Below are 13,356 nucleotides of genomic sequence, written 5' to 3' on the forward strand. Positions count from 1 at the left end.
ACAACGCTTCAATAGCTCGCGAGCGGCTTTTCGAGGATCAGCGCCGGGATGCCGGATTGGCCGGGGCCGTTGTTTTCGGACCGGCCGACATCGGCGAAACCGAGCTGGTGATAGAAGCCGATCGCCGCCTCGTTGCGCGGTTCGACCTCGAGCCGCATGATTTCGGCCGCCGGAAAGCAGGTTTCGAGCTCGGCAAAGATATCGCGGCCGATGCCCTCGCGCTGCAGCGAGGGGCGCACGTAAAGCAGATGCAGCATGACCGTCTTGGTCATCTCGCCGGACATGGCCGCATAGCCGACGCCGCCGATTTCCTTGCCGTCATCGGCCACCAGGAATTCGGCGTTCTTGTTTGCCATGCGCGTCTTCAACGCCGCGGGCGAGAAGAGCGTCGCGACCAGCTCATCGACCTTGGCCAAGCCAAGCAGCGCGTCGTAGGTCGCATGGAAGGTTTCGACCAGGAGAGCGCGAACCTTGTCGAGATCGCGCTCGCTGGCGGTGCGGACGAAGTAGACCATTTTCTTCCTTCCGGCATCGGCTATCCGAAAACCGCTTCACACTTTTCGGCGATGCCGGATGACCTATTCCTCGACGATGCCGAGCTTGGTCTTGACCAGCGCCTGGACGGCCTGCGGGTTGGCCTTGCCGCCGGTCGACTTCATCACCTGGCCGACGAACCAGCCGGCGAGAGCAGGCTTGGCCTGAACCTTGGCGACCTGATCCGGGTTGGCGGCGATGATCTCGTCCACGGCCTTTTCGATGGCGCCGGTGTCGGTGACCTGCTTCATGCCACGGCTCTCGACGATCTCGGCCGGGTCGCCGCCTTCGGTCAGCACGATTTCGAACACGTCCTTGGCGATCTTGCCGGAAATGGTCTCGGCCTTGATCAGGTCGATGATCGAGCCGAGCTGAGCGGCGGAAACCGGAGTCGATTCAATATCCTTGCCGAGTTTGTTCAAGGCGCCCAAGAGGTCGTTGATGACCCAGTTGGCGGCCATCTTGCCATCGCGGCCCTCGGCAACGGCTTCGAAGTAATCGGCGATCGCCTTTTCCGACACGAGCACGGAGGCGTCGTAGATCGACAGACCGAGTTCGCGCACGAAGCGCTCCTTCTTGTCGTCGGGCAGTTCCGGCAGATCGGCTGCAAGTGCCGAGACATAGGCGTCGTCGAACTCGAGCGGCAGCAGGTCGGGATCGGGGAAATAGCGATAATCGTGCGCGTCTTCCTTCGAGCGCATCGAGCGCGTCTCGCCCTTGCCGGCGTCGAACAGGCGGGTTTCCTGATCGATCACGCCGCCGTCTTCAAGAATAGCGATCTGGCGGCGGGCTTCGTATTCGATCGCCTGGCCGATGAAACGAATGGAGTTGACGTTCTTGATCTCGCAGCGCGTGCCGAAGGCTTCGCCCGGGCGGCGCACGGAGACGTTGACGTCGGCGCGCATCGAGCCTTCGTCCATGTTGCCGTCGCAGGTGCCGAGATAGCGCACGATCGAGCGCAGCTTGGTCATGTAGGCCTTGGCTTCATCCGACGAGCGCATGTCCGGCTTGGAGACGATTTCCATCAGGGCGACGCCGGAACGGTTGAGGTCGACATAGGACATGGTGGCGTGCTGGTCGTGCAGCGACTTGCCTGCGTCCTGCTCCAGGTGCAGACGTTCGATGCCGATCTCGATATCCTCGAACTGGCCCTGACGGTCCGGACCGAGCGAGATCACGATCTTGCCCTCGCCGACGATCGGATCCTTGAACTGCGAGATCTGATAGCCCTGCGGCAGGTCGGGATAGAAATAGTTCTTGCGGTCGAAGATCGAGCGCTTGTTGATCTGCGCCTTCAGGCCGAGACCGGTGCGGACCGCCTGGGCAACGCATTCCTCGTTGATAACGGGAAGCATGCCGGGCATGGCGGCATCGACGAGCGATACGTTGGAATTCTGCGGCTTGCCGAACTCGGTCGAGGCGCCGGAGAACAGCTTCGAATTGGACAGCACCTGCGCATGGACTTCCATGCCGATGATGACTTCCCAATCGCCAGTGGCGCCGGGAATGAAGCGTTTCGGATCAGGCGTGCGAACGTCGACAAGGGTCATGGAAATGCTCTTTTGAGGCTATCTTATTCAACTGGTGAGGTAACGGAAATGACCTTCCGGTGCAAGGCTTTCGGCATGGTCTCGGCCATTGCGGCGCGGACAGCTGGCATTTTTCGGTTGTTAACGGGCCGCCGCTAAACTTCGCGGATGCTCCTCACCGATCTCGCCAAAATCATCGGACTGTTTGCCGCGTGGAACGGGCTGGTGTTCGCGATCTACTTCGTCGACAAGCAGGCGGCGCGTTATGGCCAGTGGCGCATCAGCGAAAAGACGCTTCTGACGCTTGCCTTCCTTGCCGGCAGCCCCGGCGCCGTCAGCGCGCAGCAACTGCTGCGCCACAAGACCCGCAAGGAGCCGTTTCGCTCCGAGCTGATGGCGATCTGCGTCCTTCATCTGCTCGCCGTGGTCGCGCTCGTCTCCGGCATCACGGCCAGAATGCTTGGGCTGATCTAGAAGGCGCCATACGGGCCATCGCCATGCGACGACACCGGCTTCGACAGCCCAACCGAAGGGACGTCCCGATCGAGCTTGGGATTGTAGGCGACCGACAACCAGTGGATGGCGTAGCCATTCTTCTTGAAAAAGGTGATTGCCTCATTGTTCTCGGCGTGGGTCTGCATCATCACGCTATCAAGCCCCTGCTCCGCCACCTCCTTCTCGATCGACCGCAACAGCGCCGAACCGAGGCCATGGCCGGTGAAAGACGGATCGATCCAGAAGTCGGAAATCGTCTCATCGAGATTTTCGCGCGCGGCCCAGCCGGCCGTGTGGCCGTTCCACTCGATGACGGTGATGGTCAGCCAGCGGGTCTCGGCGAAATTGAGGAAGGCATTGCGGGCGGCGGGCGCCATCGCATCCGCTTCGCCGATCGGCGCCATCGCCCTTTGCCAGGCGCGCAGGCCGATCTCGCTCAGGGGCCCGGCTTCTCCCTCATGTGCATTGCGATCGTGATCAATCAGAACCTCCGAAACACCGAGGAAATTAAAGCACTGAATCAGGCCATATCAAACCTTTACCTCACGTCAGGCAAGATTTGTCCCGCATTGCAGCAGACGAGCTTGCTTGACGCGGAGACGGGCTCGGCCTATCAAATCCCGATGTTGAGCTCGCAATCAGAGACCCGGTAGAGGCCCTGCCCTCAAGTTTTCTTGCGCGCATGGGCCCGACGAGAACGAAACCCTGACGTCCCATCCGGACGCCAGATCGTTTTTGTGCGCCTTTGGATGGCGCGATACCGGATCAACATCTCATGGACATTTCACGCGCGGAACAGCGCATCCTGCACCTGCTGGCCCAGGGCGGCCGCATCGAAATCGAACGCGACGACAGACACAAGATCGAAACCGTCAACTGCCTCACCCGCGACGGCTGGCTCTACCCCGGCTTCGACCTCGAGCTTTTCCGAAGGCTCAAACGGCTGAAGGCGATCAGATCTCAGACCGGACAGCCATATCGGATCACCGAGCGCGGGCTGCGGCTGGTACGCTCGCAATTGGATAACCGGTGAAAGGGAAACGGCGCCATCGGGGCGCCGTTTTCACTTGGCCAGCAATGCCGGGCGCATGGCGGCCCACTCATCGCCGAACGAACCTGTCGCAGCTGTCTTGCCCGCCTACCGATACCAGTAGCCGGCATTCCACTCATCGCCTTCGATGCGGTGACAGAGTGCGTGGCCCCAATCGAAAGGCTGTTCGCCTTCACGGGCCTGGCAGAGATTGTGCACGGCCTCCCATTCCGCTCCCATCACGAAATCCGCGGCGGCCAGACGGTCGAAGGCCTCGACGAGCGTTGCAATCTGCGATGCCATTTCTTTCCTCCACTCGACGCATCTAAAGTGCGCAGGACTCCCAGGCCGCAAAACCGACTTCGCCGACCAGCATGTGGTCGGCGATGGTCATGTCCCTGATTTTCAGTCCACTTACCACCACTTGGCGGGGGTGAAGCGGCCGGCGGCCTGTTCGATGACGTGAGCCGTCTTGAAGAGGGTCTCTTCCTCGAACGGCTTGCCGATCAGCTGCAGGCCGAGCGGCAGGCCCTTGTGGTCGAGGCCGGCGGGGACCGCGATGCCGGGAAGGCCGGCCATGTTGACGGTGACGGTGAAGATGTCATTGAGGTACATCTTGACCGGATCCGATGCCAGGTCCTCGTCGGCGACGCCGAAGGCGGACGACGGGGTGGCGGGCGTCAGGATAGCGTCGACGCCGGCGTGGAAGGCGAGGTCGAAGTCGCGCTTGATCAGCGTGCGGACCTTCTGGGCCTGGATGTAATAGGCGTCGTAGTAACCGGCCGAGAGAACATAGGTGCCGATCATGATGCGGCGCTTGACTTCCTTCCCGAAGCCGGCGGCGCGGGTCTTCTCGTACATGTCGGCAATGTCCTTGCCGTCGACGCGCAGGCCGTAGCGCACGCCGTCGTAGCGCGCGAGGTTCGAAGACGCCTCGGCGGGCGCGACGATGTAATAGGCCGGCAGCGCGTATTTGGTGTGCGGCAGCGAGATGTTGACGATCTCGGCACCCGCATCCGTCAGCCAGGCGATGCCCTGCTGCCAGAGCGTTTCGATTTCTTCCGGCATGCCGGCGACGCGGTATTCGTTCGGAATGCCGATCTTCATGCCCTTGAGCGACTGGCCGAGCACGGCTTCGTAATCGGGAACCGGCAGATCGACCGAGGTGGTGTCCTTGGCATCGACCGAGGCCATCGACTTCAGGAGGATGGCGGCGTCGCGGACGTCGCGGGCGATCGGGCCGGCCTGGTCGAGCGACGAGGCGAAGGCAACGGTACCCCAGCGCGAGCAACGGCCGTAGGTCGGCTTGATGCCGACAGTGCCGGTGAAGGCGGCCGGCTGGCGGATCGAGCCGCCGGTGTCGGTGGCGGTGGCGCCGGCGCAGAGATGGGCTGCAACGGCAGCGGCCGAACCGCCCGAGGAGCCGCCCGGAACGAGCTGCTGGTTCGAGCCTTCGGCGCGCCAGGGGTTGATGACCGCGCCATAATGCGAGGTCTCGTTTGAGGAGCCCATGGCGAACTCATCCATGTTCAGCTTGCCGAGCATGACGGCGCCGTCGTCCCACAGGTTCTGCGTGACGGTCGATCTCGTAATGCGGCTTGAAACCATCGAGGATGTGGCTGCAGGCCTGGGTGTGGATGCCTTCGGTGGCGAAGAGATCCTTGATGCCGAGCGGAATGCCTTCGAGCTCGCCGCCCTTGCCGCCGGCGAGACGGGCGTCGGAGGCTTCGGCCATCTGCAGCGCCTTTTCAGGCGTCACCTTGATATAGGCGTTGAGCTTGTCGTTGGCCGCCTCGATCGCCGAGATATAGGCTTCGGTGAGTTCGGTCGCTTTGATCTCCTTGGCGCGCAGCTTGGTGCGGGCTTCGGCAATGGTCAGGCTGGTGAGTTCGCTCATGATGGTTCGCTTCAAATCTTGAATGGCAACGAGGTCGGAAAGCGGCGAAAGGCCTTATTCGACGACTTTGGGCACCAGGAAGAAATTCTGATCGGTGACAGGCGCGTTGGAGACGATATCGGCGGCCTTGTTGCCGTCGGTGACGTCGTCGGTGCGCTTCTTCATCAGCATCGGCGTGACAGAGGTCATCGCTTCGACGCCTTCGACATTGACTTCGGAGAGCTGCTCGACGAAGCCCAGGATCCCATTCAACTCGCCGACCATGCGGTTTGCCTCATCTTCGGAGACGGCAATACGGGCAAGGCGCGCAACGCGCTTAACGGTGGCTAGGTCGACGGACATCATATTCTCCGGATGGGATTTTCCCACCCGCTATAAAGGCCATGCCCGTCGTGTGCAACGGGCATGGCGTTTCGTTCATTCAGATTTCCGCCCTTTCAAGACGGGTGGAAGCGCGATTGCGTCAGAGGACGACGCTCTCGCTCGGCTTGATCGCCTTGACCTCGGTCTTTGCGCCTTCCATGCCGGCAACGAACTTTTCCGGCGTCTGGTCGATGATCGGGAAGGTGCCGTAATGGCAGGGGAGCGCCGTCTTGAAGTTGAAGTAGCGCTGGCAGGCGAGCGCCGCCACCGCGCCCCCCATGGTGAAGCGGTCGCCGACGGGGACGAGGCCGATATCGGGCTGGTGCAACTCGTTGATCAGCGCCATGTCGGAGAAGATATCGGTGTCGCCCATGGCGAAGATCGAGGCTTCGTCGTCGAAGTGCAGCATCAGGCCGTTGGCATTGCCTAGCGCGTGGGAGACGCCGTCCTCGGTGATCTGCGCGGAGGAGTGCAACGCGTTGGTGAAGGTAGCGGAGAAGCCGCCGAGCGGAACCGTGCCGCCGGTGTTGCCCATCTCGATCTTCGAGACGCCCTTGGAGCCGAGCCAGGCGGCGAGATCGGCGTTGGCGAGGACGACGGCGCCGGTTTCCCTGGCGATGGCGATGGTGTCGCCGACATGGTCGCCATGGCCGTGGGTCAAGAGGATGTGGGTGACGCCGGCGGTGACATCCTTGATATCCTGGCCGGCGAAGGAACCGTTATGGGTCAGGAACGGGTCGAGAAGGATGGTTGCCTTTGCGATCTCGATACGAAAGGCCGAGTGGCCGAGCCAAGTGATCTTCATGAAAGCTGTCCTTTATTATCTGATGCAAAAGCCTGCATCGATGGGTATGGAGATAACCGATACCGCCGCGAAGAAAAGCGGTCGAGGCCTCAATTTCTTTTGACGGGATGAAACGACGATGACGGTGTTGACGATCGAGGAACTGGCGGCGACCCTTCAGCCGGGACAGGCAATCGCCGGTCTCGACCTCGGCACCAAGACGATCGGGCTGTCGATGTCTGACCTCGGCCGGCGCTTCTCGACGCCGCGCCCGGTCATCAAACGCGAGAAGTTCACCATCGATGCCGCAGTGCTCTTGAGCTTCGCCGAGAAGGAAAAGGTCGCGGCCTTCATCATCGGCCTGCCTGTGAATATGGACGGATCGACTGGCCCGCGGGTGCAGGCCACGCGCGCATTCGTGCGCAACATGGAGCAGAAGACGGCCCTGCCCTTCGTCTACTGGGATGAGCGTCTGTCGACGGTTGCCGCCGAGCGGGCGCTGCTGGAGATGGATGTTTCACGCGCCAAGCGGGCCGAACGTATCGATTCGGCGGCCGCGAGTTTCATTCTTCAAGGCGCTCTGGACAGGCTGTCCTTGCTTGGAAGGACCGCGCCGGACGACCTGGACGCCTGACGCGCCCGCCACCAGGCGATGATCTTCCCGCGTCTGCGGAACAGCAAAATGGCGAAGACGACCAGGCTGTCGACGACGATGGCACGCGCCACCAGCGGCGGGATGGTTTCGGCCGGAATACCGAGAATATTGGCGTAGACCTGGAAGGTCAGATCATGGGCCTGACGCGTAAGCATGAAGATGCCGAAGCTCATGTCGTAGTAGGATAGCCAGTACCAGCCTGCCAGAAACACGATCGGACCGGCCCAGAAGATCAGGAACCACTTCATGCGGTCGCCCCTCTTTGTCGCTTTGCGAATGGCCGCTCAGCCGAGACCAGCCATGTCGAACATGCCATCAAGCCCAATACCAGGGCCGGTACCGCGATATCGAGCGCGAGCACGGCAAAGAACATCATCGCGGCAACGAGGAACAGGATTCTCGCGATTTTCGTTCGCATGGTTCCGGACAACTCAAACTTTGAAACTGCCCGGTAACCTGACTTCTTAAACACTCTGGCGCAACGTAAACCATTTGTTAAGGTTAACAGCGATGCGGGAGGCTGTGGGAAACTTCACTCCCGATCAGCCGTAAACGCCGCGAACGATGCGTTTCAGCGCCGCTTCCGCCTTCTCCCAATCCTTCGCCGCCTTCAACGACAAACCGGCGCACTGCCCGCCCGCCGAAGCCGAGAGAACGATGTGCTGGATGGCGGCGATGAGGATCGCATTGACGGCGATGGCGTCGACACCCTTGGGCGGCGCAAGCGAGCCGCGCATCCGCTCAAGCCATGTGGCCAGCGCCTTGGAACGGGCTTCAGAGAGACGGCGGACCTGCTCGGTGTTTTCGGACACCTCCCAGGCGACGATGCGGCGCATCAGCGGGTCGTCCCGAAGCGCCTGCAGGAATAGCAGCGAAAGACGTTCCATAAGGTCGCCGTAGGTCAGCAGGAACATGCCGCCGGTGTCCTCGGGAATGCGGTCCTTCACCCAGGAGCCGAGATCGGCGCCGATCGCGTCGACCAGACCGTTGAGGCCCCCATAGTAGCGATAGATCAGCTGTTTGTCGCAGCCGGCCTTGCGGGCCACGGCGTTGATGCCGAAGTTCTGGAACCCCTCTTCCGCAAGCAGTGCCTTGGCGGCGTTGAGGATCGCCTTTTCCGTCGCGCCACGGTCACGCACACGCTTTTCCGGTTCGGCTTGCGGCGCGCTCGCGATGGGGGTCAAAGGCATGGGATCATTCAGCATCGGGGACTCGGATTTCAGGTGTCACTCACCGGTGAGTAACAACACCGCCTCCAACCGGCAACGGCGAACCCCTTGAAAGATTGTGGATTGTTTTCAGGCCACTCGCGGCGGGCAGCCGAATGTCGCCGCATGGCGACATCGATCAGAGCGTCTGGCCGAACCAGACTGTGCGCTCTGACGGTTCGACGAGCGGCGGCCCGAGGCGGGTGAAGCCGCGCGAGCCCCAGAAGCCGATGCCGGCGGCGTTCGTTGCGCTGGCGCCAAGATGCACGGACTTCACACCCGCGTCTCGCGCTTGCGAAAGCCACAGGTCGAGCAGCTTGGTTCCCATCCCCTGCCCGCGCAGACGCGACAGCAGGTTCATATGGATGTGAGCCGGAAACGCCTCGATGATGGCCGACGGCGCCGACGAGGGATGATGGATGGCTGAGATGCGTTTCTCGTCGGCGTTCCAGAGCTCAGGATCGCCTTCAGGGTCGGGATAGGCGCTGCGCAGCGTCGGCCACCAGTCGCGCTCGAGCTCCGCCTGAAATGCAAGGGTATCATGGACACCGACGATATAGCCGGCGACGCCTTGCGCATCCTCGGCCACGAAGGCGGTGTCCGGGCTGAGCGTCACGTAGGGCGCGGAATAGATGTGGCCGATGAGCTTGCCGTCACCATGCAGTGACGTCGCGTCCTTGCCCGCGTCGCCGGTGACCAGCGAGATGTTGTAGATCTGTTCGAGATCGTCGAGCCGGGCTTGGCGCAGCGTTGTCGTCATCAGCTTGCCGGCGGATAGAGGAGATCGACGATATAGCTGGCGTCGAAGCGGCTATCGAGCATGCCGTAGGTGGAGCGCCAGCCGCCGGCGAGACGGGTTTCGATGAAGGCATCGGCGATGCGCCCTGCCCCCAGGCGATAAAGTTCGGCGGCACCGGCTGCGAGCGCCAGCTGCTCGACGAGCAGGCGGGCGGCGCCCTCGTCGCGCTCGCAGAGCGCCATGGCGGCGCGGAGCACGTCGATGGTCTTCTTGCCGGCCGGGCCGAGATCCCTCGCAAGGCCTGCGAAGACGGTCTCGAAAAGATCCTTGCCGCGGTTCAATATGCGCAGCACGTCGAGCGCCATGACGTTGCCCGAGCCTTCCCAGATCGCATTGACAGGCGCTTCGCGGTAGTGGCGGGCGATCGGGCGTTCCTCGATATAGCCGCTGCCACCGATGCACTCCATCGCTTCATAGATCAGCGCCGGCGCGATCTTGCAGCACCAGTATTTGGCAACCGGCGTCATGACGCGGGCATAGGCGGCCTCTTCGGCGCTGCCGCGCGCGCGGTCGAAGGCGTCGGCGAGGCGGAAGGAAAGAGCCGTGGCGGCGGCGACGTCGAGCGCCATGTCGGCAAGCACGCGGGTCATGATCGGCTGGCTGACCAGCGTCTTTCCGAAGACGTTGCGGCCGCGCGCGTGGTGCACGGCCTCGGCCAGCGAGGCGCGCATGATGCCTGATGATGCCAGAGCGCAATCGAGGCGCGTCAGCGTGACCATGTCAAGAATGGTGCGAACGCCGGCATCCGGGCCGCCGAGCAGGAAGCCGAATGTATCGCTGAACTCCACCTCGGACGAGGCGTTCGAGCGGTTGCCGACCTTGTCCTTCAGGCGCTGGAACTGCAGGCCGTTGGCCGATCCGTCCTCAAGCAGGCGCGGCACCAGGAAGCAGCCCATGCCTTCCTTGGTCTGCGCCAGCATGATGAAGGCGTCGCTCATCGGCGCGGACATGAACCATTTGTGGCCCGACAGCCGGTAGATGCCCTCGCTGACCTTTTCGGCCGAGGTGGTGTTGGAGCGGACATCGGTGCCGCCCTGCTTTTCGGTCATGCCCATGCCGATGGTCACGGCGGATTTCTGCATGGCCGGCTTGTTTGACGAATCGTATTTGCGCGACAGGATCTTCGGCGCCCAGTCCTTCTGGACGGCTGGCGACGCGGAGAGCGCGGCCACGGACGCGCTCGTCATGGTGATCGGGCAAAGATGGCCGGTCTCGAGCTGCGACGAGAGATAGAAGCGAGCGGCACGGATCTTGTGCGCCTGATCCTTCGCCTCGGCATCGGCCTGTGGATCCCACACGGAAGAATGAAGACCGACGGACATGGAGCGCCGCATCAGCGCATGCCAGGCCGGGTGAAACTCCACGACATCGAGCCGTTCGCCGCGCGGGCCATGGGTGCGTAGCTGCGGCACGCCCTGGTTCGCCATGCGCGCCAGCTCCTGCGCTTCCGGCGAGGTGACGTAGCGGCCCATATTGTCGAGATCATCGCGAATGCCGCGCGGCAACGCGCCAGTGAGGTCGACGATCAAGGGATCGGACCTGTAGGCGTTGATGCCGGACCACAGGCTCGGCTGGTTGAGTTCGGCGAGTTTTTCTTCAGCGGATGTCATGAATCGCTTCTAGAGTATGAGGCGGGCAAAGGGAAACCGGAAGTTTGGCAGTGCTTCTGCTTTAGCCCAATTGCGACAAAATTGCAGGGGGAGAGCGCGCTTTGCCCACAGCGCATGCTTGCCGCCGCCGCACGCACTCTTTATAGAGCCGCTGACGACAGCATAGAGGCAGGTTCATGGTCTTCTTTCCCCACCGCCACCTCATCGGTATCAAAGGGCTCACCGAGCAGGATATCACCTTTCTCCTCGACAAGGCCGACGAGGCCGTCAAGATCAGTCGACAGCGAGAGAAGAAGACGTCGACCCTTAGAGGTTTGACGCAGATCAATCTGTTTTTCGAGGCATCCACCCGCACGCAGGCCTCCTTCGAGCTCGCCGGCAAGCGCCTCGGCGCCGACGTGATGAACATGTCGGTCGGCAATTCCTCGGTGAAGAAGGGCGAAACGCTGATCGATACGGCGATGACGCTGAACGCGATGCGCCCCGACGTGCTGGTTATCCGGCACTCCAGCGCTGGCGCCGCGGCACTTCTCGCGCAGAAGGTTTCCTGCTCGGTGGTCAACGCCGGCGACGGCCAGCATGAGCATCCGACGCAGGCGCTGCTCGACGCGCTGACGATCCGCCGCGCCAAGGGCAAGCTGTCGCGCATCATCGTCGCGATCTGCGGCGACGTGCTGCACTCGCGCGTGGCGCGCTCCAACATCCTGCTCCTCAACGCCATGGGCGCCAGAGTTCGCGTCGTGGCGCCGGCCACGCTGCTTCCGGCTGGGATCGCCGACATGGGCGTCGAGGTCTTCCACTCGATGAAGGAAGGGCTGAAGGACGCCGACGTCGTCATGATGCTCCGGCTGCAGCGCGAGCGAATGTCCGGCGCCTTCGTGCCGTCGGTGCGTGAATACTTCCATTTCTATGGGCTGGACGCGGAGACGCTGAAGGCGGCGAAGGAGGATGCGCTGGTCATGCACCCGGGGCCGATGAACCGCGGGTGGAAATCGCTTCCGAAGTGGCGGACGGGCCGCAGAGCGTGATCGCCGAACAGGTCGAAATGGGTGTCGCCGTACGCATGGCTGTCATGGAAACGCTGCTGATCTCGCAGAACCAGGGTCCCCGCAGCGAAGGAGCCGGCGCATGAGCAACTCGATCGTCTTCAAGAACGTTCGCATCATCGACCCATCGCGCAATCTCGACGAGGTCGGTGCGATCATCGTCAAGGACGGTGTGATCGTCGCCTCCGGCAAGGATGCGCTGAACGAGGCCGTGCCGGCAGGCGCCACAGTGCGCGACTGCAACGGTCTTGTCGCAGCGCCCGGCCTCGTGGACGCGCGCGTCCATATCGGCGAACCTGGTGCCGAGCATCGCGAGACGATCGAATCCGCCAGCCGGGCGGCGGCCGCGGGCGGCGTGACCTCGATCATCATGATGCCCGATACCGACCCCGTGATCGACGACATCGCGCTGGTCGAATTCGTGAAGAAGACCGCCCGCGACAAGGCGCTGGTCAATGTCTATCCGGCAGCGGCGATCACCAAGGGTCTCGCCGGCGAGGAGATGAGCGAGATCGGCATGCTGATGGAAGCCGGCGCGGTGGCGTTCACCGACGGCCGCTCCAGCATCCACGACGCGCAGGTTCTCCGCCGGGTGATGACCTATGCGCGCGAATTCGGCGCGGTGATCTCCTGCGAGACGCGCGACCAGCATCTGGCCGCCGGCGGCGTGATGAACGAGGGGCTGTTCGCAAGCTGGCTCGGCCTCAGCGGCATCCCGCGCGAGACCGAACTGATCCCGCTGGAGCGCGACCTTCGCATCGCCAAGCTGACGCGCGGCAAGTATCACGCGGCGATGATCTCGGTGCCCGAATCCGTCGAGGCGATCGAACTCGCCAAGAGCCGTGGCGCGACCGTTACCTGCGGCATTTCGATCAACAATCTGGCACTCAACGAAAACGACATCGGCGAGTACCGCACCTTCTTCAAGCTCTATCCGCCGCTGCGCTCGGAAGACGATCGCGTGGCGATGGTGGATGCGCTAGCGCGCGGGGCGATCGACATCATCGTCTCCTCGCACGACCCGCAGGACGTCGACACCAAGCGCCTGCCCTTCGGCGAGGCTGCCGATGGTGCCGTCGGGCTCGAGACCATGCTGGCGGCGGCACTTCGCCTGCACCACAGCGGGCATGTGACGCTGATGCGCCTGATCGACGCCATGTCGACGCGGCCGGCACAGATCTTCGGCCTCGATGCCGGTACGCTGAAGCCCGGCGCCAAGGCGGATATCGTGCTGATCGATCTCGAAGAGCCTTGGATTGTCGCCAAGGACATACTTCTCTCGCGCTCGAAGAACACGCCGTTCGAAGACGCGCGCTTCAGCGGACGCGCGGTCGCGACCTATGTCGCCGGCCAGTGCGTGCATACGTCATGAACTGCGTGCATAGATTATAAGAAGACAGATGGGG

At 62.7% G+C, this 13,356-nt stretch carries 13 protein-coding genes and 3 pseudogenes; 5 read left to right on the top strand and 11 right to left on the bottom strand.

All coding sequences use genetic code 11. From position 1 onward, the window contains the following. Nucleotides 1-8 precede the first annotated feature (8 nt). Both P3R82_RS17730 and gatB read right to left on the bottom strand, forming a co-directional pair. On the bottom strand, nt 9-515 hold the full coding sequence (locus tag P3R82_RS17730; RefSeq protein ID WP_283194771.1) for a GNAT family N-acetyltransferase: 507 nt from the start codon (nt 513-515) through the stop codon (nt 9-11). A 63-nt stretch (nt 516-578) separates the two neighbouring features. Continuing rightward, the gene (gene gatB / locus P3R82_RS17735) at nt 579-2,084 is read right to left on the bottom strand and encodes an Asp-tRNA(Asn)/Glu-tRNA(Gln) amidotransferase subunit GatB (RefSeq protein WP_283194772.1); all 1,506 of its coding nucleotides are present in this window, start codon (nt 2,082-2,084) and stop codon (nt 579-581) included. Nucleotides 2,085-2,231: 147 nt separating this feature from the next. Between gatB and P3R82_RS17740 the strand changes: the two genes are divergently transcribed. Continuing rightward, nucleotides 2,232-2,537, top strand: a complete 306-nt coding sequence (locus tag P3R82_RS17740) for a DUF1294 domain-containing protein (protein ID WP_283194773.1) — start codon at nt 2,232-2,234, stop codon at nt 2,535-2,537. Here P3R82_RS17740 and P3R82_RS17745 read toward each other — a convergent pair. Further along, a complete protein-coding gene (locus tag P3R82_RS17745) occupies nt 2,534-3,040 on the bottom strand; it encodes a GNAT family N-acetyltransferase (RefSeq protein WP_283196373.1) in 507 nt (168 codons plus the stop codon). The two genes, P3R82_RS17740 and P3R82_RS17745, sit on opposite strands and share 4 nt — an antisense overlap. A 293-nt stretch (nt 3,041-3,333) precedes the next feature. On the opposite strand from P3R82_RS17745, the gene P3R82_RS17750 reads away from it, so the two are divergent. Next, nucleotides 3,334-3,591 carry a YjhX family toxin gene (locus tag P3R82_RS17750; RefSeq protein ID WP_283194774.1) on the top strand — a complete coding sequence of 86 codons (258 nt, stop codon included), beginning with the start codon at nt 3,334-3,336 and terminating at the stop codon, nt 3,589-3,591. A 108-nt stretch (nt 3,592-3,699) separates the two neighbouring features. On the opposite strand, the pseudogene P3R82_RS17755 reads toward P3R82_RS17750, so the two are convergent. The 4 genes and pseudogenes from P3R82_RS17755 to P3R82_RS17770 all read right to left on the bottom strand — a co-directional run. Further along, a pseudogene (locus P3R82_RS17755) lies at nt 3,700-3,891 on the bottom strand (hypothetical protein); the annotation flags it as partial. A gap of 111 nt (nt 3,892-4,002) precedes the next feature. Continuing rightward, nucleotides 4,003-5,485: pseudogene (gene gatA / locus P3R82_RS17760) on the bottom strand (Asp-tRNA(Asn)/Glu-tRNA(Gln) amidotransferase subunit GatA). 54 nt (nt 5,486-5,539) lie between these two features. Continuing rightward, nucleotides 5,540-5,827, bottom strand: a complete 288-nt coding sequence (gatC, locus tag P3R82_RS17765; protein ID WP_018900164.1) for an Asp-tRNA(Asn)/Glu-tRNA(Gln) amidotransferase subunit GatC — start codon at nt 5,825-5,827, stop codon at nt 5,540-5,542. 121 nt (nt 5,828-5,948) lie between these two features. Then, a complete protein-coding gene (locus tag P3R82_RS17770) occupies nt 5,949-6,653 on the bottom strand; it encodes a metal-dependent hydrolase (RefSeq protein WP_283194775.1) in 705 nt (234 codons plus the stop codon). Between the two features lie 118 nt (nt 6,654-6,771). On the opposite strand from P3R82_RS17770, the gene ruvX reads away from it, so the two are divergent. Next, nucleotides 6,772-7,266 carry a Holliday junction resolvase RuvX gene (gene ruvX, locus P3R82_RS17775; RefSeq protein ID WP_283194776.1) on the top strand — a complete coding sequence of 165 codons (495 nt, stop codon included), beginning with the start codon at nt 6,772-6,774 and terminating at the stop codon, nt 7,264-7,266. Here the strand turns inward: ruvX and P3R82_RS17780 are convergent. From P3R82_RS17780 to P3R82_RS17795, 4 genes are all read right to left on the bottom strand, one after another. Further along, the gene (locus P3R82_RS17780) at nt 7,203-7,535 is read right to left on the bottom strand and encodes a DUF6105 family protein (protein WP_183899722.1); all 333 of its coding nucleotides are present in this window, start codon (nt 7,533-7,535) and stop codon (nt 7,203-7,205) included. The two genes, ruvX and P3R82_RS17780, sit on opposite strands and share 64 nt — an antisense overlap. A 294-nt stretch (nt 7,536-7,829) precedes the next feature. Continuing rightward, nucleotides 7,830-8,492 carry a TetR/AcrR family transcriptional regulator gene (locus P3R82_RS17785; RefSeq protein WP_283194777.1) on the bottom strand — a complete coding sequence of 221 codons (663 nt, stop codon included), beginning with the start codon at nt 8,490-8,492 and terminating at the stop codon, nt 7,830-7,832. A 142-nt stretch (nt 8,493-8,634) separates the two neighbouring features. Then, nucleotides 8,635-9,255: a GNAT family N-acetyltransferase gene (locus P3R82_RS17790; protein WP_283194778.1), complete on the bottom strand. Its 621-nt coding sequence runs from the start codon at nt 9,253-9,255 to the stop codon at nt 8,635-8,637. Then, nucleotides 9,255-10,904 carry an acyl-CoA dehydrogenase family protein gene (locus P3R82_RS17795; RefSeq protein WP_283194779.1) on the bottom strand — a complete coding sequence of 550 codons (1,650 nt, stop codon included), beginning with the start codon at nt 10,902-10,904 and terminating at the stop codon, nt 9,255-9,257. The genes P3R82_RS17790 and P3R82_RS17795 overlap by 1 nt, the downstream gene beginning before the upstream one ends. Before the next feature lie 176 nt (nt 10,905-11,080). Between P3R82_RS17795 and P3R82_RS17800 the strand changes: the two are divergent. After that, nucleotides 11,081-12,036 (top strand): annotated as a pseudogene (locus P3R82_RS17800) (aspartate carbamoyltransferase catalytic subunit). Then, a complete protein-coding gene (locus P3R82_RS17805; protein WP_283194780.1) occupies nt 12,033-13,322 on the top strand; it encodes a dihydroorotase in 1,290 nt (429 codons plus the stop codon). The pseudogene P3R82_RS17800 and the gene P3R82_RS17805 overlap by 4 nt, the downstream one beginning before the upstream one ends. Nucleotides 13,323-13,356: the final 34 nt, after the last annotated feature.

Origin of the sequence: Rhizobium sp. AN80A, assembly GCF_030053015.1 — a bacterium.
In the GTDB taxonomy this organism is placed as follows: Bacteria; Pseudomonadota; Alphaproteobacteria; order Rhizobiales; family Rhizobiaceae; genus Rhizobium; species Rhizobium metallidurans.

What these genes read in the sequence shown, in the direction of transcription:
- P3R82_RS17730 (WP_283194771.1), bottom strand. Translation starts at nt 515, where the DNA reads ATGGTCTACTTCGTCCGCACCGCCAGCGAGCGCGATCTCGACAAGGTT.
- gatB (WP_283194772.1), bottom strand. Translation starts at nt 2,084, where the DNA reads ATGACCCTTGTCGACGTTCGCACGCCTGATCCGAAACGCTTCATTCCC.
- P3R82_RS17740 (WP_283194773.1), top strand. Translation starts at nt 2,232, where the DNA reads ATGCTCCTCACCGATCTCGCCAAAATCATCGGACTGTTTGCCGCGTGG.
- P3R82_RS17750 (WP_283194774.1), top strand. Translation starts at nt 3,334, where the DNA reads ATGGACATTTCACGCGCGGAACAGCGCATCCTGCACCTGCTGGCCCAG.
- gatC (WP_018900164.1), bottom strand. Translation starts at nt 5,827, where the DNA reads ATGTCCGTCGACCTAGCCACCGTTAAGCGCGTTGCGCGCCTTGCCCGT.
- P3R82_RS17770 (WP_283194775.1), bottom strand. Translation starts at nt 6,653, where the DNA reads ATGAAGATCACTTGGCTCGGCCACTCGGCCTTTCGTATCGAGATCGCA.
- ruvX (WP_283194776.1), top strand. Translation starts at nt 6,772, where the DNA reads ATGACGGTGTTGACGATCGAGGAACTGGCGGCGACCCTTCAGCCGGGA.
- P3R82_RS17780 (WP_183899722.1), bottom strand. Translation starts at nt 7,535, where the DNA reads ATGAAGTGGTTCCTGATCTTCTGGGCCGGTCCGATCGTGTTTCTGGCA.
- P3R82_RS17785 (WP_283194777.1), bottom strand. Translation starts at nt 8,492, where the DNA reads ATGCTGAATGATCCCATGCCTTTGACCCCCATCGCGAGCGCGCCGCAA.
- P3R82_RS17790 (WP_283194778.1), bottom strand. Translation starts at nt 9,255, where the DNA reads ATGACGACAACGCTGCGCCAAGCCCGGCTCGACGATCTCGAACAGATC.
- P3R82_RS17795 (WP_283194779.1), bottom strand. Translation starts at nt 10,904, where the DNA reads ATGACATCCGCTGAAGAAAAACTCGCCGAACTCAACCAGCCGAGCCTG.
- P3R82_RS17805 (WP_283194780.1), top strand. Translation starts at nt 12,033, where the DNA reads ATGAGCAACTCGATCGTCTTCAAGAACGTTCGCATCATCGACCCATCG.